Source organism: Flavobacterium olei (assembly GCF_039749035.1).
GTDB classification, from domain to species: domain Bacteria; phylum Bacteroidota; class Bacteroidia; order Flavobacteriales; family Flavobacteriaceae; genus Flavobacterium; species Flavobacterium olei.
On record NZ_JBDKWC010000003.1, the window covers coordinates 606,808 to 628,368 of the forward strand.

General features: G+C 35.6%; 22 protein-coding genes. 2 read left to right on the forward strand and 20 right to left on the reverse strand.

Annotation, left to right across the window (positions count from 1 at the left end; genetic code table 11):
• Positions 1-2: 2 nt before the first annotated feature.
• The 13 genes from darT to flxA all read right to left on the reverse strand — a co-directional run bounded on the left by darT (position 3) and on the right by flxA (position 11,665).
• Positions 3-590 carry a type II toxin-antitoxin system toxin DNA ADP-ribosyl transferase DarT gene (gene darT, locus ABEB31_RS10340; RefSeq protein ID WP_347051561.1) on the reverse strand — a complete coding sequence of 196 codons (588 nt, stop codon included), beginning with the start codon at positions 588-590 and terminating at the stop codon, positions 3-5.
• Between the two features lie 87 nt (positions 591-677).
• Positions 678-1,676 carry a BtrH-related acyltransferase DarH gene (gene darH / locus ABEB31_RS10345; RefSeq protein WP_347051562.1) on the reverse strand — a complete coding sequence of 333 codons (999 nt, stop codon included), beginning with the start codon at positions 1,674-1,676 and terminating at the stop codon, positions 678-680.
• Positions 1,676-2,077 (reverse strand): flexirubin biosynthesis protein DarG, encoded by a 402-nt coding sequence (gene DarG / locus ABEB31_RS10350; RefSeq protein ID WP_347051563.1) that lies wholly within the window; start codon positions 2,075-2,077, stop codon positions 1,676-1,678. The genes darH and DarG overlap by 1 nt, the downstream gene beginning before the upstream one ends.
• Before the next feature lie 336 nt (positions 2,078-2,413).
• Positions 2,414-2,884: a hotdog family protein gene (locus tag ABEB31_RS10355; RefSeq protein WP_347051564.1), complete on the reverse strand. Its 471-nt coding sequence runs from the start codon at positions 2,882-2,884 to the stop codon at positions 2,414-2,416.
• A 7-nt stretch (positions 2,885-2,891) separates the two neighbouring features.
• A complete protein-coding gene (locus ABEB31_RS10360; RefSeq protein WP_347051565.1) occupies positions 2,892-3,314 on the reverse strand; it encodes a hotdog family protein in 423 nt (140 codons plus the stop codon).
• A gap of 4 nt (positions 3,315-3,318) precedes the next feature.
• Entirely contained in the window at positions 3,319-4,452 is a 1,134-nt protein-coding gene (gene darB, locus ABEB31_RS10365) for a dialkylresorcinol biosynthesis protein DarB (protein WP_347051566.1), read from the reverse strand.
• Between the two features lie 16 nt (positions 4,453-4,468).
• Positions 4,469-5,371 (reverse strand): NADPH-dependent FMN reductase family protein, encoded by a 903-nt coding sequence (locus ABEB31_RS10370; RefSeq protein WP_347051567.1) that lies wholly within the window; start codon positions 5,369-5,371, stop codon positions 4,469-4,471.
• Positions 5,372-5,595: 224 nt separating this feature from the next.
• A complete protein-coding gene (locus ABEB31_RS10375; RefSeq protein ID WP_347051568.1) occupies positions 5,596-6,471 on the reverse strand; it encodes a lysophospholipid acyltransferase family protein in 876 nt (291 codons plus the stop codon).
• Positions 6,471-6,725: an acyl carrier protein gene (locus tag ABEB31_RS10380; protein ID WP_347051569.1), complete on the reverse strand. Its 255-nt coding sequence runs from the start codon at positions 6,723-6,725 to the stop codon at positions 6,471-6,473. The genes ABEB31_RS10375 and ABEB31_RS10380 overlap by 1 nt, the downstream gene beginning before the upstream one ends.
• The gene (locus tag ABEB31_RS10385; protein WP_347051570.1) at positions 6,718-7,953 is read right to left on the reverse strand and encodes a beta-ketoacyl-[acyl-carrier-protein] synthase family protein; all 1,236 of its coding nucleotides are present in this window, start codon (positions 7,951-7,953) and stop codon (positions 6,718-6,720) included. The genes ABEB31_RS10380 and ABEB31_RS10385 overlap by 8 nt, the downstream gene beginning before the upstream one ends.
• A 107-nt stretch (positions 7,954-8,060) precedes the next feature.
• Positions 8,061-8,792, reverse strand: coding sequence for a flexirubin biosynthesis SDR family reductase FlxB (gene flxB, locus ABEB31_RS10390; RefSeq protein ID WP_347051571.1), 732 nt, complete (start codon positions 8,790-8,792; stop codon positions 8,061-8,063).
• Positions 8,793-8,824: 32 nt separating this feature from the next.
• Entirely contained in the window at positions 8,825-10,054 is a 1,230-nt protein-coding gene (locus ABEB31_RS10395) for a WG repeat-containing protein (RefSeq protein WP_347051572.1), read from the reverse strand.
• Positions 10,055-10,144: 90 nt separating this feature from the next.
• Positions 10,145-11,665 carry a flexirubin biosynthesis tyrosine ammonia-lyase FlxA gene (flxA, locus tag ABEB31_RS10400; RefSeq protein ID WP_347051573.1) on the reverse strand — a complete coding sequence of 507 codons (1,521 nt, stop codon included), beginning with the start codon at positions 11,663-11,665 and terminating at the stop codon, positions 10,145-10,147.
• Positions 11,666-11,766: 101 nt separating this feature from the next.
• Between flxA and ABEB31_RS10405 the strand changes: the two genes are divergently transcribed.
• Complete coding sequence (locus ABEB31_RS10405) at positions 11,767-13,026, forward strand: NAD(P)/FAD-dependent oxidoreductase (protein WP_347051574.1); 1,260 nt, start codon at positions 11,767-11,769, stop codon at positions 13,024-13,026.
• 21 nt (positions 13,027-13,047) lie between these two features.
• Here ABEB31_RS10405 and ABEB31_RS10410 read toward each other — a convergent pair whose 3' ends face one another.
• The 5 genes from ABEB31_RS10410 to ABEB31_RS10430 all read right to left on the reverse strand — a co-directional run bounded on the left by ABEB31_RS10410 (position 13,048) and on the right by ABEB31_RS10430 (position 17,694).
• On the reverse strand, positions 13,048-13,653 hold the full coding sequence (locus ABEB31_RS10410; protein WP_347051575.1) for a hypothetical protein: 606 nt from the start codon (positions 13,651-13,653) through the stop codon (positions 13,048-13,050).
• A 185-nt stretch (positions 13,654-13,838) separates the two neighbouring features.
• Positions 13,839-14,174, reverse strand: a complete 336-nt coding sequence (locus ABEB31_RS10415; RefSeq protein WP_347051576.1) for an L-rhamnose mutarotase — start codon at positions 14,172-14,174, stop codon at positions 13,839-13,841.
• 12 nt (positions 14,175-14,186) lie between these two features.
• Positions 14,187-15,041, reverse strand: coding sequence for a fumarylacetoacetate hydrolase family protein (locus ABEB31_RS10420; RefSeq protein WP_347051577.1), 855 nt, complete (start codon positions 15,039-15,041; stop codon positions 14,187-14,189).
• A 194-nt stretch (positions 15,042-15,235) separates the two neighbouring features.
• Complete coding sequence (locus tag ABEB31_RS10425) at positions 15,236-16,000, reverse strand: SDR family NAD(P)-dependent oxidoreductase (RefSeq protein ID WP_347051578.1); 765 nt, start codon at positions 15,998-16,000, stop codon at positions 15,236-15,238.
• A 38-nt stretch (positions 16,001-16,038) separates the two neighbouring features.
• Complete coding sequence (locus ABEB31_RS10430; RefSeq protein WP_347051579.1) at positions 16,039-17,694, reverse strand: UxaA family hydrolase; 1,656 nt, start codon at positions 17,692-17,694, stop codon at positions 16,039-16,041.
• Between the two features lie 171 nt (positions 17,695-17,865).
• On the opposite strand from ABEB31_RS10430, the gene ABEB31_RS10435 reads away from it, so the two are divergent.
• Positions 17,866-18,732 carry an AraC family transcriptional regulator gene (locus ABEB31_RS10435; protein ID WP_347051580.1) on the forward strand — a complete coding sequence of 289 codons (867 nt, stop codon included), beginning with the start codon at positions 17,866-17,868 and terminating at the stop codon, positions 18,730-18,732.
• Between the two features lie 76 nt (positions 18,733-18,808).
• Here the strand turns inward: ABEB31_RS10435 and ABEB31_RS10440 are convergent, their stop codons facing one another.
• Positions 18,809-19,588, reverse strand: a complete 780-nt coding sequence (locus tag ABEB31_RS10440; protein WP_347051581.1) for an L-fucose dehydrogenase — start codon at positions 19,586-19,588, stop codon at positions 18,809-18,811.
• A gap of 278 nt (positions 19,589-19,866) precedes the next feature.
• A complete protein-coding gene (locus ABEB31_RS10445; RefSeq protein ID WP_347051582.1) occupies positions 19,867-21,552 on the reverse strand; it encodes a sodium/sugar symporter in 1,686 nt (561 codons plus the stop codon).
• Between the last annotated feature and the right edge of the window lie 9 nt (positions 21,553-21,561).

The window sequence follows — 21,561 nt, forward strand, 5'->3', positions numbered from 1 at the left end:
GTTTAAAAATAATAATGTTTGAGAACTTTTATTTTTCTTTGTTCTATTCCTAAAGCTAGTAATCTATTTTGAGCTTCTTCATTAAAAACGATGAATCCCAAAATGGCATGAACAGGAATGTCACAACTAACTAAAAATTCTGCTTGTTTTCTTCTCTTCTTGTCCAAATCATTCAGATCTTTAAAATTAGGGTCTTTGGTAATTGAAAGATCTACTAAATTTTCGATATCGTTTATATTTTGAGAAGAATATTGAGAACTTATAGTTTCAATTGCGTGCCCATCTGTAAAAATAAAATCAAGATTAGAGTCTATCATTTTTTGAACTGAAGATACGCAATATATAATATTTTCGGATTCAACTTTCGTAACATTATATCCCTTTTGAATTACATATAACATTGGAGTAAGAATACAAAAGTAAAAAGGAATATACTCTCCAAGTTTTTTACCATTATCTAATAAAAACTCGTTACGTGTTTTTATTAAACTAGCATCTCCGATAGGAGTATAATTCAAATTAGCATTTAAAGAATGAACATGAGTAATTCCATATTTAAGAATATGTGAGATATTCTCAATATGAGTCATTCTATACAAATAAGTTTTACTCAAATCGAACATTATGCAAATATAACTTTTGTTATTAATCCGGAGATTTTAAAATGAAACAAAACTCTAGCTAATCGCTTTTTTTAGTTTCTTAAAAAAGATTTCTTCTCTGTTGGCGATGTCCAGAAGTTCATCTGCAATGGTATTGTAAGCATCTTCTTTGGCACTTCTGTTTTTATAAATTCTGGATGCTTCAACAGCAAAATCACGCCATGAATCTCCGATTTTAGTCATTTCTTTAGAAAGTTCTTTGAGTTCTTCGTTTCCTAAAATAACCGAAGCTTCCTGTAAAAATGCGGCATAAATAAAACGGAATCCACCGCCGCCAGTTCCAATTTCTTCCTGCATTCGAACCATTTGCGCGAGGTAATGATTGGCTTTTCTGACACCGTGTTTCGCAGGCCATTTTCTGATTCGTGCCGAAACAAATTTGATTCCGCGAACACCAACAATTGGCATTGGCGCAAGCATATCGCGACACGTATTTTTGATTCCTTTTATAATAGCGCTTTTTAAATCTACATCTTTTGGAATCTGAATCGGATAATACATTTGTCCGCGTGGGGCGAAAGCACCTTTTGCAAAACGAACTTTGTCCAATTCGTCATGCGTCAAAGTAGTCACGGTTTCCATAACCGGATCACTGACCAAATAATCGGTTTCGGTTTTTCCGTAAACGACTAAATTGTGGGCGTTAAAATGGAAACGATATTCATCAGGAAAATAACTCAAATGGTAAACACCAACTTGTAATCCCGTCGGAATATTGTTTTTTAAATTTTCGTCTAATGCTTTATTTGCATTCGAAGCAGAAGAAAATTTTTCTCTTTTTATTTTTAAATTTAAGCGTTTCGCAACTTTATTAAAAATCTGTCCCGGCAAAGTTCTGTAACTGATTGCCGGCGCGTGATTGACTTTTATAAAAGGAAGATAGACAAAAAACAAACCGGAACCGATACCAAAGACCATTGGCTCACTGATATTTAGTCCGCTGTTTTTAAGAAGATTCGACGCTACTCCGTTTTCGCAGTGCGCAGATTGATGATGTGTAAAAGTTAACTCCATTATTTGATGCTGTTTTTTAATTCTTCAACAGAAATATCAAAAGTATCAGCGTATTTTTTTAAAGTATTATCATTTAGTTTGGCAAAAACATTCGGTTTAAAATGTCTTTTTACGCGCCATTTCCACAAACCGACATAACTGGAGAGAATCGTTAGATCCATTTTATTCAATTCCATAAAATAAACAATGGGACTTGCTTCGCCATTTAAAACCTGTTGTCTGGCATCGGCAATTCGCTCGTTTATTTCATCAATAGAATTAGAAAGTGCAATGGCTTTTGGTTCCCAGCCTGTACTTAAGGTGGTGGTATATTCGCCGTTTTCATCTGTTGCATACAGAAGTTCTTTAACGTTATTCTTAGTTAAATTGCTTTGATCCTGTGGTACATTTTCTTTTTCCATGAAGCGTTATATTAAGACTACACCAATAAGCGTACTAAAACGAAATTGGTATTATTTCAATTATAATTAAAAGTACAAGATTTGTTAAAGCTAAAGTCTTGTGTTTTTTGACAAAAAAATAAATCATTTCTAATAGTAGAAACGCACAATAAATCTGAGTTAAAAAGAAAGCTAAAACATCGGGACCAATCTTTGGGTCAAGATGTCTGCTATATTCATTAGGATCGTATGTGAGCCAACTATATACAAAAACACTAATTAATAATAGTATTAAAATTCCTATTCTAATTAATAAATGATAAACAGGTTTTATTTTGTACACATTTAAATATTTAATTATTCTGCTACAGAAATTGTCTTCTGAATATACAAATTAATTTCGCATTCCAGAAGCATTTTGTCATCGAGCAAACTTTCGCAGGCCATTGTGCATAATGTATAATCTCCTCCGTCAAATTTGGAAACCAAATTTGCCCGGGTTATTATAGTATCATAAGCTTTTGGCAGCTGGTGAATTTTTAAGTTTTTTATCGCGCTGATAAAACCAATTAAATTTACGTTTTCATTTTCTGCTCCGTTTTCATCAAAAAAATATTTCTTGCCAACAATGGAAGAACAGGTCTGAGCGGTATTTTCTATTAAACCGGCTTCAATAAAAACATCATTTTTAACAAAAATATTGTCTTCTTTTATCAAAAAAACAGTTTCTACAAAGTTGGTGTCGATATTCAAAATTAAATCCACCATAAGCATTGGAGCACGGTGGGGTAAATAATTTTGTATGTCAACAGCAGAAGTTGTTTTCATTATTAATTTATTTTGCCAATACGGTCTTCATTTGCCCGCGGGCAATTTCCTCATTATTCAAGGTAGTCACAATATCTACCAAAGTTATTCCGGCAAATTCCTGTAATATGGTTACTTCCGACTGAATAGAATCATGTAACTCCGGAAGTTTTAAAATCTTAATTTCTTTAATAGAGCCAATATATCCGGTAGGAGCAGTTTCGTTTTTTAAAAAAAACTGATATCCGGTATGCAACGCCACCGACTGCGCCATATGTTCTATTAAACCGGCTTCCAGAAAAGTATTTTCTGAAACGAAAATATTATCACTTTTAATTTTTAAACCTGAAACCAAATTTGTTTCGGTATAAGAATGCATCGTATCTACCATTACAAAAGGGAACTTTTGCGGCAATAAATTTTCTACAGTTTCTTTTTCTAAAAGTGCCATTTTATTAGCAAACAGTTAAATACGCATAAGCGAAAGAAAATCTTCCGCTTTCCGGCACAGATAAGAGAATGTGATCTCCTTTTTTCAGTTTTCCGGAATTCATAAGTTCTTCAACAGCTAAATAAATAGAAGCAGAACCTACATTTCCAACATTAGAAAGATTCATGAACCATTTTTCGTCAGCCATTCCGATTCCTTTTTCTGTTAAACCTTTCTTTAATCCTTCAACAAAGAAATTTGAAGAAACATGAGGAATAAAATAAGTAATATCCTCAGAAGTTACTTTGTTTTTATGCATGGCATCTCTCATACTTTCTGCACCTTTAGACAAAATAAATTCGTCTAATAATTTGACATCCTGTTTGATAGAAAAAACCGATTCGTTTAGCCATTCTTCCGGTGCATAGTCGCTCCAGGATTTTATCTCTCCATTTTCCATTTTATCTCCACCGGCATACATGCACGTTTCCAATTCGTAAGCATACGAAAAGGCTTCCATCCATTCGATTTTTAAGGAAATAGGTCCTTTTGGCTTATTTTCTAATAAAAAAGCGCCTGCTCCGTCTGATAACATCCAGCGTAGGAAATCTTTTTTGAAAGCTATAATAGGCTGTTCTTCCAGAACTTTTAAATTGTCTGCCTCATGATTGTATTTTTGGGCATTTAGCCAGGTCGAAACTTTTTCTGATCCTGTACAAATGGCATTATTTGAATTTCCTGATCGTACAGAAAGAAATCCGAATTTTAGTGAATTCATTCCGGCGCAGCAAACGCCAGTTGAAGAATTTAGTTCAACCGATTTATTTTTTAACAAGCCATGGACCATAGCTGCATGTGAAGGCAGAAAAATATCTGGTGTTGAAGTTCCGCAGGAAAGAACTTCCAGATCTTGGGGCGTAAAATTATCATCAAATAATTGTTCTACCGCATTTTTGGTCAGTTCGGCATTCGAGTGTGTACTTTTTCCTGTTTTATCAACAGCATAATATCGGCTTGTAATTTTATTGTTGCGCAAAATAATACGTCTTGCTTTAGAAGCAGTATCGTTAATAAGACCTAAAAAGCCTTCCATTTCGTCGTTAGAAACAGCTTCGTTTGGCAAATATTTTGCAGCTTTTGTAATATATACTTCAAACATAATTTAAATTCCTCTTCTAAACTCCCTGATAATATTGAGTTTCCTTTTTTATTTTTTTAAACTTAAGCGGATAGGTAATAAGGTGCAATATATACACTATTGGCGAAATTAACCATATCGCAAGGAATAAATAAACATTAAATACTTTAAGCAGCTTTTTTCGGTTTTTTTGATTTTTATAAATAAGGTTTGACCATTTATTGAAAATTTTATTGGCCGTTTTGTCAACTGTTACTAAATAGGAACTTATTTTCACCGCTCCTGCTTTTACTAATTTTGGCTGTAATTCTGCATAATTATTCTGTTGCAGCGATTCGAACATAATTTCTCCGAACTTATCTGACTCCTGAATGTCTTTGTCTGAAACTCCGGGAAGCGGGAAAATGCCCAGATATTTTTTCTTTACTCCCGAGAACATCCATTCTACAATGGTAATAACGCTGATTAAATTTCCAACACGATCTACCAATGCTACGTTTCCAACTAAATTGGCATTGGCTTTTCTTAGCAGGATCTTAATTTTTTCCTGCGCCATAATCCACATATTTCTCGAACCGCTTATGGTAATTACAGGGGTATTGCTCAACAGTTTTTTTCCTTCATCACTTTTCAAAAATGAATTAATTGGAATGGAAGGTGACAGATACCAAACCTGATAATGAAATAATATTAAATCGAATTTTGTATTTAAAACTTCTTCTGAAACCGGTTTTAATGCAGTCGGAATCTGTAAAAAAGATTCTGGAAAAGCATCAAAAAAAGAATCTTTATCCCATGGAAAGGGAAACGGTTTTTCTAATTGTATTTCGTGAAATGCTACATTTATTTCATCTGAATTTAGAAATGGCTTTGCAATATTTCTTGCAATAGATTCAAGTTGGCCAGACTGCGTATAATATATTACGAGTACATTTTTCATTTGGGTTTTTGGCTATGTTGGTCAGCAAAAATAAGTAAATTTTATTTAAGTGAATTTTCTTGTGGTGTGTAATTTTGTTTGCCACGAATACACGAATTTGCACGAATTTTTTGCCGCAAAGGCACAAAGACCGAAAGTTGTTTTTGAAAATGAAAATCTGTGTTAATTCGTTTAATCTGTGGCTAAAAATCTTTGTGACTTAGAGCCTTTGTAGCTTTGAACCTTTAAAAAGAACTCCAAAAATCAAAATAGTTGAACCATTGCAGTGGATATTTCTGCAAAATGGTTTCTACGCTTTTTACATATTCTTTCAAAAGTCCTTTTTCGTCGCGGTGCTTTACTTCTGCTTCTCTGGCGTACAAATGATAATGAAGATTGGGTTCTTTCATTACGTAAACAAAAACAACAGGAACCCGTAATCGCGAAGCAATTAAAAAAGGTCCGGCAGGAAATTTTGCTTCTTTGCCCAATAGATTTTCAGTCAAGAATTTGCTTCCTTCAAAATAACGATCTCCGGTGAAACAAACCAGTTCGTTATTTGCCAAAGCAGCATTGATCTCAAAAATATGAGACAAATCTTCTTTGATGATAATAAATTTTACAGTTGCTTTTTGAGTAACACTTTCCAGATAATTCTTGATTGCAGAATGTTCTAAGTCTGTAGTAACCAGATTGATTTGGAAATTGAGATCGATATCTCCGAGAAAATGTTCAGCGATTTCAAAATTTCCGACATGCGCACTGATCAATACTCCGCCTTTCTTGTCGGCAAGTAATTGTTTTAAAGTTTCGATCCCGTCAAACTCGTAAGTGAATTTGTTTCGCATTCCTGCTGAAATTGAAATTTTATCAATAATAGTCTGTCCAAAAGTATAGTAACTTTTGAAAACCATTTTTTTAGATTTGAATCGGGAATATTTCAGCCTTTCTTTAAAATAATAAGAAATGGCTTTGTTGCTTTTCTTTAGAAACAAAAAATAATAAGAAGCCACAAAATAAAGTAAGACATAAGCCGATTTAACACCCGCTTTCTGAATCAAAAAAACAAATATTTTATAACCTAAAACAGTTCCTTTTGATTTGCCATCCCATTGACTCATTACACTGTTTTGGCTTTTAATTTGGTTTCGATAAGGTCATAGAAATTTTGAAAAGTAGCAATTCCGACAAAATCAGCTTCAACCAGTTTTACACCAAAATTAGATTCGATTGAAACTACTAAGTCTACATAATCTAAACTGTCAAGTCCAAGTGTATCTTTTAAATTAGCATCTGGTTCAATATCATCATTATCTACTTCAAATTCATCTACCAAAAAACCATTAATTCTCGCTATTATATCTTCTTTATTCATTGTCCAATTTAAACTTTTTAACCACCAACGCAGAGTTGGTTCCTCCGAACCCGAAAGAATTGGACAAAAATATGTCAAATTTTTTGTTTAACGTAGTTTTAACTAAATTTAATTTTGAAGCATCTTCGTCAGGGTTGTCTAAATTGATGTTTGGCGCGATAAAATCGTGCTGCATCATTAATATAGAATAAATGATTTCGCTGGCTCCGGCCATCCAACATTCATGTCCTGTCATTGACTTTGTAGAACTAACAGGTGGGTTTTTTTCGCCAAAAACTTCGAAAATTGCTTTTGCTTCATTTGCATCTCCAACCGGAGTTGAGGTTGCATGCGCATTGATATATTCTATGTCTGATGCCTTTAATTTTGCTTCTTCAAGCGCTCTTTTCATGGCTGTTGCCGGGCCTTCAACGTTTGGAGTTGAAATATGTCCTCCGTTTGAAGAGAATCCGTAACCGCCGATTTCAGCGATGATATTGGCTCCACGCGCTATTGCAGATTCGTAACTTTCCAAAATTAAAGTAGCGCCGCCGCCACTCGGAATTAATCCGTCGCGGTCTGCATCAAATGGTCTTGAAGCTTTTTGAGGATCGCTTTCTCTGTTAGAAAAAACGCCTAATCCGTCAAAACTGCTCATTGCATATTTATTAATTTCCTGTGCGCCGCCGGTAATTACAATATCCTGAAAACCACTTTTTATTAAGAAATAAGCCAGACCAATAGAATGTGAACCGCTTGCACAGGCTGCACTAACGGTAAGATTGATTCCGCGAAGTTTAAAAATCGTCGAAAGATTCATCGTTACGGTAGAATTCATGGATTTAAAAATCGCACCCGAACCGATTAAAGCGGTATCTTTTTTCTCACGAACAATATCAGTTGCGTCGATAATTGCTTTAGAAACGCTGTCATTTCCGTACATAATCCCGACTTCTCTCTCATCAAAAAAAGCATCATCAATTCCGGCATTTTTCAACGCTTCAATTGTCGCCATATATGCATATTCGGTTTCCTCTCCGATGCTCATGCGCTGTCTGCGTGTCAAAAGATTTTTTAAATCTGCTTTCGGAACCATTCCTGTTAAGGCCGATTGAAAACCAAATTCTTTGCGTTCAGCATCAAACTGAATACCGGATTTTCCTTCGTACAAAGAATTTTTCACTTCATCTAAAGATGTTCCGATACAGGAATAAATTCCCATTCCAGTAATTACAACTCTTCTATTCATGGTCTTTTTTTATAGTGGCAAAGTTCAAAGTTTCAGAGGTACAAAGTAACTAGTTTTTTAATAAAACTGTGCGACTTTATGTCTTTGCAGCAATTTGGCATTAATTTTTAAGAATATATTCCGCCATTTATATTGATAATTTCTCCTGTAATATAGCTTGCCTTTTTAGAAATCAAAAAGCTTACCAAATCGGCTACTTCCTCGGCTTCACCAAAACGATTTACCGGAATAAGTTTTAATAATTCTTTTTCGTCCAGTTCGCTTGTCATATCGGTTTTAATAAAACCGGGAGCAACGGCATTTACTGTAATATTTCGTTTGGCTACTTCCTGCGCCAGGGCTTTGGTTGCTGCAACAATCGCTCCTTTTGCAGCCGAATAATTGGTTTGTCCGGCAGTTCCCTTAACTCCGGATACCGACACAATATTTACAATTCGTCCGTATTTATTGCGAAGCATTTTTTGTATAAAAAACTGTGTGACATTAAAAAAACCGTTTACGCTGGTATTCATAACGCCGTTCCAGTCCTGTGGTGTCATCCACATAAAGAGACCGTCTTTGGTAATTCCTGCATTATTTACAATGGCTTCAACAATAGCGTCAGGATTTGCTTCCTGCCATTGATTTAGAACATTCTGTACTTCTTCAAAATTAGAAACATCAAAGCCTAAAATTTCTCCGGTTGCACCTAATTTTTGTATTTCCTGTAATGTCTCTTCAGCAGCTGTTTTATTCGAATGGTAATTAATCAGAATATGATAACTGGATTCAAAGGCTAATTTTTTACAAATCGCACTTCCAATTCCTCTAGAACTGCCTGTTACTAATACACACTTCATTTATATAGGTTTATTTTTGTGGAAATATATTGTTATTTTTTCTTGGCAGCTGGTTTTTTTACCTGCTTCGCGGCCGGCTTTTTTGCTGTTGGTTTTGCTTCTTCTTTTGGTTTTTCTGCAACTGGTTCAGGCATTTGCTTTTTTTCTGATTTCGAAAAAAGTTCTGCATTCTCAAACCACTGATTTGCTAAAACTGTGCCATCTGGTCTGAGGAAACCCCATCTACCTTCATTTTTAACACGGGCAATACCATCAATAAATCCTTTGTCCTGTTGTGTAAACATGGCAATAATGGCATTTGTTGTGATTCCGTATTGTGTCGGAATGACCAATTTTCCGGATTCGTTAATGAAACCCCAGTTGTTTTCTTTTACAGGAGCAAGTCCGTTGGAGCTAAAAACTTCCGCATCATTGTAAGTAGGTTCTATTACAAATTTTCCTTCCGGATTAATGAATCCCCATTTTTTTCCAACTAAAACCGGAGCTAAGTTTTTCGAAAATGCTTTTCCTTTATCATAAATAGGAAGAATAGCCCAGTTTCCTTTTAGATCGATGTAGCCAATTTTTCCGTTCTTTTTGGCAAATGTAAGATCCTGATTTTCAAAATCCCAGATTTTTTCAGCTCCGTCAACCGGAATAAATTTGGCACCGCTTACCAGTCCAAAAGCTTTTTCTTTTTTTGCCCAGGTCGTGTTTTTGAAATAATTTCCGATTTCGTCATAAAAAGGTTCAACCAATTCTTTTCCGTCGGTATTTATAATTCCCCACTTTTTGTTTAGTTCGACTCTCGCAAAACCATTTTCAAAAGGTTTAATCTGATCGTATTTTGGTTCCAGAATTACCGTCATTCTGTTATTGATCAGTCCAACTTTATTATTTTGTCTGATAAAAGCAACACCATTGTTAAAATCGAATAATTTTTCGGTCGCAGGAGCTTTCTGAATTTCACCTTTTGTATTGATATAAACCCAGTCTTTGTCTTTTTGCACAACTGCAATTCCGTTGTTAAAGTCTTTTGCGTCTTTAAAATCTGCCGGAATTACCCAGGTTCCTTTTGTATCAATAAATCCCCATTTCCCACCATTTTCTACAGCTGCCAAACCTTCAGAAAAACTTCTGGCAGATTTGTATTGCGGCTCAATTTTAAAAGATCCGTCTTTTGTGATGTATCCGATTTTCGAATTTTTCTTAACTAATGCCAGTTCCTGACTATTAATTACTTGAATACATAACAGCAGCAAAAAAATAAATGTTTTTTTCATGATTTTTCAAATTCAATGTTTAATGATTAAAATATAAAATTCTTTTGGGGCATGAAATTTTCTAAAACCAGCCAATTCAATGGCAAATATTTAACTGTTGATCAAATAATCTTTTACTTTTTGTACAAAAGGATACATGACCATATCTTCTTTAAAAGTTGGAATTATAGTACGAACTTCATCGTACCATTTTCGGGTAACAGATGAAATTTTTCCTTTTTGTTCTAAATAATCGATCGCCTGAACGATTGTAATTAATTCGATAGCCAAAACCTCAAATGAATTTTCGATCACTTTTGATGTAATAACAGCCGAATTTGTTCCCATACTCACAATGTCCTGATTGTCATTGTTGTTCGGAATACTGTGCACATACATAGGATTGGATAACATTTGACTTTCAGCAGTTGTAGAAGTCGCCACAAACTGAACACCCTGCATTCCGAAATTAAATCCTAATGTTCCTAAGTTTACAAAAGGAGGAAGCAATTCGTTAATTTTTGAATTTAGTAAGTAATTCAATTGGCGTTCTGCAAGCATTGTTAATTTGGTAATAACAATTTTCAGTTTATCCATTTCCAGTGAAATATAATCTCCATGGAAATTTCCTCCGTGATAAACGTGTTTGTTTTTTACGTCGATAATCGGATTGTCGTTTGCCGAATTAAATTCGTCTTCCAGAATAGAAGCGACATTGTTTATAGTTTCTAAAACCGGTCCCAAAATCTGAGGAACGCATCTTAAAGAATAATATTCCTGAACTTTTTCTTTGAAGATTTCTTCGGTATTTTCGCCAGAATATAAATGATCTTCTCTTTTACGGATCAACGTACTGTCAGAAAGATTTTGTCGCATTTTTTCTGCGATTTCCTGCTGTCCTTTATGACGTTTGGTCTGGTTTAATTCTTCAGAAAAGTGATCGTCATAAGCCTGAACCAATTCGTTGATTGCACAGGAAGCTTTTACAGACCAGTCTAGTAATTTTTTAGCATAAAAAGTATTTACGACTCCAATTCCTGTCATTACAGAAGTTCCGTTGATTAACGCAAGGCCCTCTCTTATTTCAACCTGAATTGGTTTTAAACCTTCAATTTCAAAAACTTCAGCAGTTGGACGTCTTTCACCTTTATAAAAAACTTCGCCTTCTCCAATTAAAACTAAAGCCAAATGAGATAATTGTACCAGGTCACCGCTTGCGCCCACGCCGCCGTGTTCAAAAATTAAAGGTGTGATATCTCTGTTAATCAATTCTGCCATTAAATGAATTACAGAAGGATGAACACCGGAGTTTCCTAAAGAAAGCGTATTCATTCGGGCTAAAATCGCTGCTTTTGCACATTCTGCGTTTAGCGGTTTTCCTGTTCCGGAAGAATGGCTTCTGATTAAATTATATTGTAACTGAATCTGATCAGACTCTTTAATTCTGTATTGAGCCATTGGGCCAAAGCCGGTATTTACCCCGTAAATTACTTTGTTTCCTGAGAATTCTTTAAGGAAGTTAAAACTTTCGTTTACCCTGTCTAGCACCACTTCACTGATCGAAACTTTGTTTTTTCCGAAGATAATGGCTTCAAATTCTGCTAAACTTAAAAATTCATTTATTGTATTCATTAAATCGATTTTGGTTGTGCTAATTTAATTTTATTTATCAAAATAAATGTAGTTATTTTGATGTAGGCAAATGTAGTTTAATTAATGATAATAATTCTAATATGACAAAGGAGTTTGTTGATGTTTTAGTGATAGGTGCAGGGCCCTCTGGTTGCGTTTCGGCGTCCTATCTGTATAAAAACAACGTGAAGGTTAAGGTGGTAGAAAAAACTAAGTTTCCAAGACTTGTGGTAGGCGAAAGTCTTATTCCCCGGGTTATGGATCATTTTGCTGAGGCAGAATTATTTGATGCGCTTGATGCAATGAATTTTGAAAAAAAGTTAGGAGCTCGTTTTATCAGAGGTGAAGAAATTTGCAATTTTGATTTCAGCGTTAAATTTGGAGAAGGCTGGGATTGGACCTGGCAGGTTCCAAGAGCAGATTTTGATAATACAATGGCGCAGGAAGTCATTAGAAAAGGAATAGATTTAGAATTTGAATCTGAAGTTCTGGAAGTTTCCTTTGAAGGAAAAAATTCAAAAACAATTGTAAAAGACAAAGACGGAAATCTAAAAGAGATTCATGCTAAATTCATTATCGATTCCAGCGGATACGGTCGTGTTTTACCAAGACTTTTAGATCTGGATTCACCTTCGGGATTAGATCCGCATTCGTCTATTTTTACGCATGTTAAGGATATAAACAGACCGGAAGGAGAAGAAGGAACACAGATTTCTTTTGATATTCTGGAAACCGAAGTTTGGCTTTGGGTAATTCCGTTTTCGAATGGAAATACAAGTTTGGGAGTTGTAGGCCCCACCGATTTTATCAACTCACTTTCTACTAATAAAGACAATGCTGAGGCTTTGAAAAATGCCATTCAGAAATCGGATTATTATATCAAAAGATTTGCCGGTACCGAATTCTTGTTTGAACCCGTGAAACTGGAAAATTATTCAAGAGCCGTAAAAAGAATGTACGGCGACGGATTTGCTTTAACCGGAAATAGTTCAGAGTTTCTTGATCCTGTTTTTTCTTCTGGAGTTGCCTTTGCAACAGAATCGGGAATGCTGGCTGCAAAATTATACTTAAAAGAATCGCAAGGAATTGAAGTAAACTGGGAAACTGAATTTACCGAATATATGAAACGCGGTATTGCTGTTTTTACCACTTACGTGAAAGAATGGTACACCGGAAACCTGCAGACATTATTTTTCCACCAGCCTGAAAATCCGGATGTAAAAGAAAAAATCTGCGCAGTTCTGGCAGGTTATGTCTGGAATGAAGAAAATCCGTTTGTAAAAAAGCACGATCACGTAATCGCTAATATGGCATATTTGCTGAATATGCAGAAAGAGAAAATAGAAAATCCTGATAGTTAATATCAGGATTTTTTTTGTTTTTTATTTGTAGGCTTTTTTTACGATAAGTTTAGACATTGATTTTGCGGTTTTGGCAAATCCCTCTCCAATTCTCGATTCATTGCTAAAGTTGCTTCCCCATTGATCTCCCGGTGCTTCTTCACTCGTAATTTCCAGTAAAACTTTTGATTTATTTGCAGTTTCGACAAACTTCAGGTTAGTGGTTACTTTTGCAGGTTGTTTCATAATTCCCGCATCCCATCCCGGATAAATCCACACCGTCTTTACAATTAATGTGTAAGGAGTTTTTATATTTTCCTGAAAATTTAAATCTTTATGTTCTTTGGTTAAAACGATATTTGCAATTTCCAGAAACTTCGGAGTCCAGATCTGGTCTTTTGCACCAATCCATTTTTTCTCCCAGATGTTTCCATTCCCTTTTGCTTTTTGATCAAGATCGGCTTTATGCTCGGCAACATATTGTGCTTCAGGTTTGTTTTCCTTCATCATGGTAAAATTGCTGTAATCAAATACAACATTTACTTCTTTTTGGTCTTTTAAGAAATCAAAATTTCCCTGAATGACCTCCATGTCTTGTGCAAATAATGCTCCTGAGAAAAAGAAGCAGGCAATAATTAATTTTTTCATTGGTTAATTTTTATAATTGATTTGGGGCTAAAATAAGAAAAATGATTATTCCGCATAAATTAAATTTTGGATATTGCTTCTAAAACAAAAAACGAGGAACCATTTCTGATATCCTCGTTTTTTACAAAAAAAATAGAATTAAAAATTACAATCTCCATTACTGGAAGTTGTGTTGTTTTCGTGCATTACAATTGAAATATCTTCTCCATCAAAATCCATTTTTGTCCCGGTTTTGCCCAAGGTAAAGCTTGCTGGAATTGCCACATTAAAGTTTCCCATTCCTGTACTTTTTCGTTTTCTGCATCGGCTTTGTCCTTTTTCTCAAACGAAAAATTTTCATCCGCTTCTATAATCATAACCAAACGGTTTCCAGTACAGTAAATGTCCAAAACTTCAATTCCGGAGTCCTGAATGCTTTTCTTAATTTCAGGCCAGATATTTTCATGCAGTTGTTTATATTCTGCAATCAGGTTTGGATCTTCTTTTAAGTCTAAAGCCAGACAAAATTTTTGTGCTGCCATAATTTTATTGTTTTATGAATAAGCTACAGCAGTTTGTTTACTTGTGCCTAGACCTTCGATTCCTAATTCGATTACGTCGCCCGCTTTAATGTAAATCGGATCTGGTTTAATTCCCAATCCAACTCCCGGAGGCGTTCCTGTACTGATCACATCACCAGGAAGCAAAGTCATAAACTGACTTAAATAATGCACTAAAAATGGAATCTTGAAAATCAGGTTTGATGTGTTACTGTTTTGGAATGTTTTTCCGTTTACTGTTAACCACATTTTTAGATTGTTTACATCTCCTGCCTCGTCCGGAGTAACCATTGTTGGCCCAAGAGGCGCAAAAGTGTCACTTCCTTTTCCTTTTGCCCATTGTCCACCACGCTCAATTTGGAATTCTCGTTCGCTGTAATCATTCAAGAGACAATATCCCGCGATATAGTTGGGCGCATCTTCTTCAGAAACGTAGCTTGCTTTTTTACCTACTACAAAAGCCAATTCTACTTCCCAGTCTGTTTTTTTACTATTTTTTGGAATAATCAGATTATCGTTTGGCCCGCACAATGAAGTTGTAGATTTAAAAAAGATAATTGGCTCAGCAGGAATTGGAGCGCCGGTTTCTTCGCAGTGATCTACATAATTTAATCCGATGCAGATAATTTTTGAAGGTCTTGCAACCGGAGAACCTAAACGAACTGAATCGTTTACTTCTGGTAAAGAAGGGTTATTTTTTAAAGCTTCTTCTAATTTCTTTAATCCGTCGTTTTCAAAAAACGCTTCGTTATAATCTGTTGTTACGATAGACGAAACGTCAAATCTTTTATCATTTAAAAGAATTCCCGGTTTTTCTTTTCCTTCTTCTCCAAATCTAATAAGTTTCATATTCTTTTATTTTTAGTTTTTTCTGCCACGAATTCACGAATTATTTAAATCTTTATAAAATCGGTGGCCTTATTTTTTTTCGCCACGAATTCACGAATTTTTATTTTAATTATTCGTGAAATCTGCGTAAAAAAAATCAGTTAGAATTTCACCAATTATAATTTGTAAAAATTCGTGAATTCGTGGCTATTTTTTTAGTTATTCAATTTAATAAATCCGCCATCAATTGGGTAATCAGAACCTGTGATGAAAGACGATTCGTCGCTGCATAAAAATAATGCCAAAGTCGCAATTTCTTCCGGTTTTCCCATACGGCCGATTGGCTGTGACTGGGAAAGTTTTTCGAAGATTTCTTCTTCTTTCCCCGGATAATTTTTAGAAATAAATCCATCAACAAATGGCGTGTGAACTCTCGCCGGCGAAATAGAATTACATCTAATTTTATCATTCAGATAATCTTTGGCAACCGACAAAGTCATTGCCATAACCGCGCCTTTTGCTGTAGAATAAGCAAAACGATCCGGAATACCCACCCAGCATGCAATAGAAGCCAAATTCAGGATTACTCCGCCGCCTGAACTTTTTAAAGCAGGAATAGAAGCGTGAAGACAGTTGTAAACCCCTTTTACGTTTACATTCATAATTCTGTCAAAATCAGATTCAGAAGTGGTGTCTACTTTTCCAACATGGGCAATTCCGGCATTGTTTACCAGAATGTGGATATTCCCAATTTTTTCGAAAGTTGACTTCACTTGTTCGTGATTCGAAACGTCGCAGGCGTGAGCAAAAACAGTTCCGCCGTTTGATTTTATTTCTTCAATAGTTTCTTTTGCAGATTCTTCAGTCAGTTCTAAAATGTGAACTTCAGCGCCTTGTTTAGCAAAAAGTACAGAAATCGCTCTTCCGATTCCGCTTCCGCCGCCGGTTATCACCGCTTTTTTATTTTGTAATGAAAACATAGTATATGTGTTAGTAAGTTATTTTAATTTGGAAAATGTTATAAAGATACGCCACGTTTCCACGGAATAAAATCGTCCTGATTTAATTGTACTGCTTTCGGAATAATTTCGCCGCTCGCCGCTTTGATACAATATTCTAAAATTTCCTCGCCCATTTCTTCAATAGATTTTTCACCGCTGATGATTGGTCCGCAGTCAATATCGATAATGTCTTTCATTCTTGTTGCAAGAACAGAATTCGTTGCTACTTTAATTACCGGACAAACCGGATTTCCGGTTGGCGTTCCTAATCCAGTTGTAAACAAAATTAAAGTAGCTCCGGAAGCCGCTTTTCCTGTCGTTGCTTCCACATCATTTCCTGGTGTACAAACCAAACTTAATCCTGGTTTTGTTACCAATTCGGTATAATCTAAAACATCAATTACGGGAGAAGTACCGCCTTTTTTTGCTGCACCCGCACTTTTGATTGCATCTGTAATTAAACCGTCCTTGATATTTCCCGGAGAAGGATTCATGTGGAAACCTGAACCTACTTTATGAGCCAGTTCGTCGTAAGATTCCATTAAGTCGATAAACTTTCTTGCTTTATCTTCGGTCACACATCTGTCGATCAAATTTTGCTCGGCGCCACATAATTCCGGAAACTCGGCCAAAAGAATTTTTCCGCCTAAAGCGACAACTAAATCAGAAGTATAACCTACAGCAGGATTTGCGGAAACACCGCTGAAACCATCGCTTCCGCCGCATTTAACGCCAATGCATAAATCGCTTAAAGGTGCGTCGGTTCTTTCGTATTTATTGATTTCGATTAAACCTTCAAAAGTTTTTTTGATGGCATTTGTAATCAGAACTTCTTCGCTTTCCGTTTGTTGTTGTTCAAAAATAAACAACGGTTTGTCAAATTCCGGATTTTGTCTTTTTACATCATTTACAAAATCCTGAACTTGCAAATGCTGGCATCCTAAACTTAATAAAGTAATCCCGCCCACATTTGGATGATTGGCATAAGAAGCTAGTAGAGCACTCAAAGTAGAAGCGTCCTGACGTGTTCCCCCGCAGCCGCCCTGGTGATTTAAGAATTTAATTCCGTCTACATTTTCAAAAACACGTTTGTTTTTTGGCGTCGGATTCAATTCAATATTGATATCGTTAATATCATTTCCATTCAGATAACCTTCTAATAATTCAGACGTAAACTGATTGTATTTGTCGGTTACTGCATAGCCCAATTGCTTGTGTAAAGCTTCTTTGATAACGTCAAGATTTCTGTTTTCACAAAAAACAGTCGGAACAAAAAGCCAGTAATTGGCCGTTCCTACGCGTCCGTCTTTTCTTTTATAGCCTTTAAAAGTTCTGTTTTCAAATTTAGAAACATCAGGCGCATTCCATTCGTAAGAAGCATTTCTGTAGGCATACGGATCTGCCGCATGTTTAAGATTTTCAGTTGTCATCAGGCTACCTTTCGCTACATCAAACTGTACTTTTCCAACCAAAACACCGTACATATTTACCTCTTCTCCCTGCTTCATATCCTGCATGTAGAATTTATGTTTGGCTTTGATGAGGTCTTTTAAAACGTAGTTTTCGTTTTCAAAATGAATGGTTTCTCCCTTTTGAAGATCGGTAAGGGCAACCAAAACATTATCGTCCGGATGTAGTTTTACAACCAGTTTTTTTGTGTTATTCTCAGACATTGGTGTTGTTTTTTTTCTTTTTTGTTTCGTTACTTTTTTAATTTGAAAATCAATTTAAACCCTTGATTCTCTATAAAATTTGGGCAGTAAACGAAAAATAAAAGTAGTTTTTTTAAGTATTGACTATTAGCCTAATATTATCATTGTCTAATCTTTTATTATCTTTGTGATATGAAGTTGGAGCAAACCAAAATAACACCTTATCTCAACACTAAAGTTTCGGTACTCAATCGTATAGAACCTTTTTTCCAATCGCCTTTTCATTCGCATCCCGAATTAGAATTGGTGTATGTGAAAGAGAGTTTCGGAAAACGTATTATCGGAAATTCGGTTATGCCATTTGAGCCTGGTGATATGGTTTTTCTAGGTTCGGATATTCCGCATGTATGGCTGAATGACGAAAAGTATTACGAGGGAATTGCAGATTTAAAAGCCAACTCGATTGTGGTTTATTTCAACAAAGATATTTTCGGATCTGCATTTTATGAATTGCAGGAAACACAGAAAATAAACGAGCTTTTTGTTCAGGCAGGGAAAGGGATTTCGATTATCGGAAAAACGAATAAACAAATTGCCAAAAAACTGGAAAAATTAGTTGCCAAAAAAGATTTTGAAGTTATTGTCGGACTTTTTGAAATATTATCGATTTTGTCTGATAGCCAGGATAAGATTTATATTAACGACGAAATTTATTCGTTAATGCAAAAGAATTCCAAAACAGATCGCATTTCGGAGGTTTTTCAATATGTGAATAAAAATTACAAACGAAATATCGCTTTAAGCGAAATTGCCGCCGTCGCGAATATGACACCGACGTCTTTCTGCAGAATGTTTAAAATCAAAACCAAGAAAAATTTCATGGATTACCTGCATGAAATCCGAATTTCTAATGCCTGTAAATTGCTGTTGGAAACAGATAAAAGTATGTCTGAGATTGCGTATGAATGCGGATACAGAACGGCATCCAATTTTAATAAACTTTTTAAAAAGTGCAAGGGAATAACGCCAACGGAGTTTAAGAGCAATGCTTTGGTTTGAAAAAGATTTGCCACGAATTCACGAATTTTTAATTTACAAATTGTAGAAAAAATTCGTGAATTCGGGGCTGAAAAAATTAAATAGATCGATCCAAATGCGTATAACCACCATCAACATAAATAAGCTGACCGGTGGTGTGACTTGATTTTTCAGATAAAAGAAAAACGACCATATTGGCAATTTCTTCTGCCGTTGTCATTCTGTTTTCTAAAGGAATATTTTGGGTAATTGATGCCAGTTTTTCTTCCTTGTTTTCAAAAGTATTAATCCAGGTTTCGTAAAGCGGCGTGTAACATTCTGCAACAATTACCGCGTTTACACGGATGCTGTATTTCAACAATTCGACCGCCCATTCTCTGGTTAAGGCATTTCGTCCGCCATTTGAAGCAGCATACGCTGAGGTCCCGCCCTGTCCGGTTTCGGCAGTTTTAGAACCGATGTTTACGATTGCCCCTTTTGATTCTTTTAGATAGGGAAGTGCGTGTTGCGCCATTAAATAATAATGCACTAAATTTTTGTGAAGTGAAGCAGCGAAATCTTCGTAATTTCCATTTTCTAATCCAACGCCGTCATTCACTCCCGCATTGTTTACCAATCCGTCAATTCTTCCGAATTTTGTAATTACGGCTTCAACAGCTTTTTTGCAGTCTTCAGGTTTTGTTAAATCGGCAACAACCTGATGTGATTCTTTTCCAATGGCTTTTAATTCTTCTACGGCTTTGATGTTGTCATTTTCGTTACGTCCAACGATAAACGGAATTGCATTTTCTTCGGCTAAAACTTTACAAATTCCTAAACCGATTCCTTTTGCGCCTCCGGTAACGATAATGATTTTTTGGGTTAATGATAACTGCATGATTTTTATTTTAATTTAAATACTTTTATTTTTTATTGCCACAGATTACAATGATTGAAGGATTTATGAATTAGATTGTCACCCTGAGCGAAGTCGAAGGGCGCTCCAATTGGACGTGGGCTTCGACTTCGCTCAGCCTGACAAAGCAGATGAAAATCATTTTAATCCTTTAAATCTGTGGCATATATTTTCTACGCAACATCTCTTTTAAAAATTTACAGCTGTTGTTCATGACAAACAACAGCTGTAAAAATAGAGAGAATAGAACTGATAATTTATTACCAGAACTTAACGTAAAGCGCTACGATAATTAATAATGTAATTACAATTAAAACCGTAGTTTGTGGTTTTACCTTGAACATTCCAGGCTCAGTCTCGAATGCTTTAGGGTTTACTTTTGGTCCGGCAAAACTCATCAAAATCATCACTAACATAGTGAAGAAGAATGATAATCCCATACAGATATGAAACGGAATTTCGTAAGCTCCTTTTCCGTTAGGGTAAGCTGTATATAAAAGTGTGTCAGGTCCAAACAATGCAGGAGCATATTCGTTGAAAAGTACAGATAGTACGAATCCTAAAATTACACCTACGATTGCCGCAGCTCCTGTCGTTCTTTTCCAGAACATACCTAAGAAGAACATGGCAAAAACTCCCGGACTGATAAATCCTGTGTATTTCTGGATATAAGTAAATCCACCAACACCGCCAATTCCTAAGATGTCATTCCATGTAAATAAAACTGCTAAAAGCATCGCAGCAAAAACGGCAATACGACCAATATTTACCTGTTGTTTTTCGCCCGCTTCTTTCTGAATGTATTTTTTATGAATATCTAAAGTGTAGATTGTCGAGATACTGTTTACTTTTCCGGCCAGAGAAGCTACAATTGCAGCAGTTAAAGCGGCAACAGAAAGTCCTTTTAAACCTGTTGGCAAGAAAGTTAATACTGCAGAATAAGCACCGTCTTTTCCTCCAACCAATTGAGGAAGGTGTCCGTTTTCGTATAATACATAAGCTGCAATACCCGGAAGCATTACAATAAGCGGCATTAATAATTTTAGCATACCGGCAAATAAAATACCTGTACGTGCAGTTTGTAAATCTGCACCAAGAGCTCTTTGCGTAATGTATTGGTTACATCCCCAATAGTTTAAGTTGATGATCCAGATACCGGCAAGGTAAGACATCAAGCCCGGGAAAGTCAAATATTTATCGATTTCTAATTGAGAAGAAGTCGCAGTAGGTTTTGGAATAATCATTTTAAAATGCTCAGGAGCTTCTTTCATTAAAACTTTGAAACCTGCAATTGCATTTTCTCCCACTCCAAAATACTGTCCAACAGTAGTTAAAGCAATATAAGAAGTTACCAAACCTCCGATAATTAAAACCGCAACCTGAATTACGTCTGTGTAAGCCACAACCTTCATTCCTCCAAGAGAAATGAATAAGGCAAAAACAGCCAGACCTACCATAATTACATGAAGATATTCACCTCCGGCAAGTCCGTTAATAGCAACGGCTCCCAAATAAAGGATCGAAGTTAAGTTTACAAAAACGTACAGAAACAACCAGAAAACCGCCATAATTAACGCCGTAGATTCATTATAACGTGTTTTTAAGAATTGCGGCATTGTGTAAATCTTATTTTTAAGATAAACAGGAATAAACCAAACTGCCACAATAATAAGTGCTACAGCAGCAAGCCACTCGTAAGCCGCAACGGCAATTCCTAAAAAGAAACCTTCACCACTCATTCCGATGAATTGTTCTGCTGAGATATTAGATGCAATTAAAGAAGCTCCAATAGCCCACCAGGTTAAGTTTCCTTCGGCAAGGAAGTAAGCTTTGGCATCTTGTTCGTCTTGTTTTCGTTTGCGATAAACGGTGTAACCGTAGACCGAAACTACGATGAAATAAATAATAAAAACCGCATAATCTGCGAAAGCGAGGTTCTGGTTCATTGTTAGTAG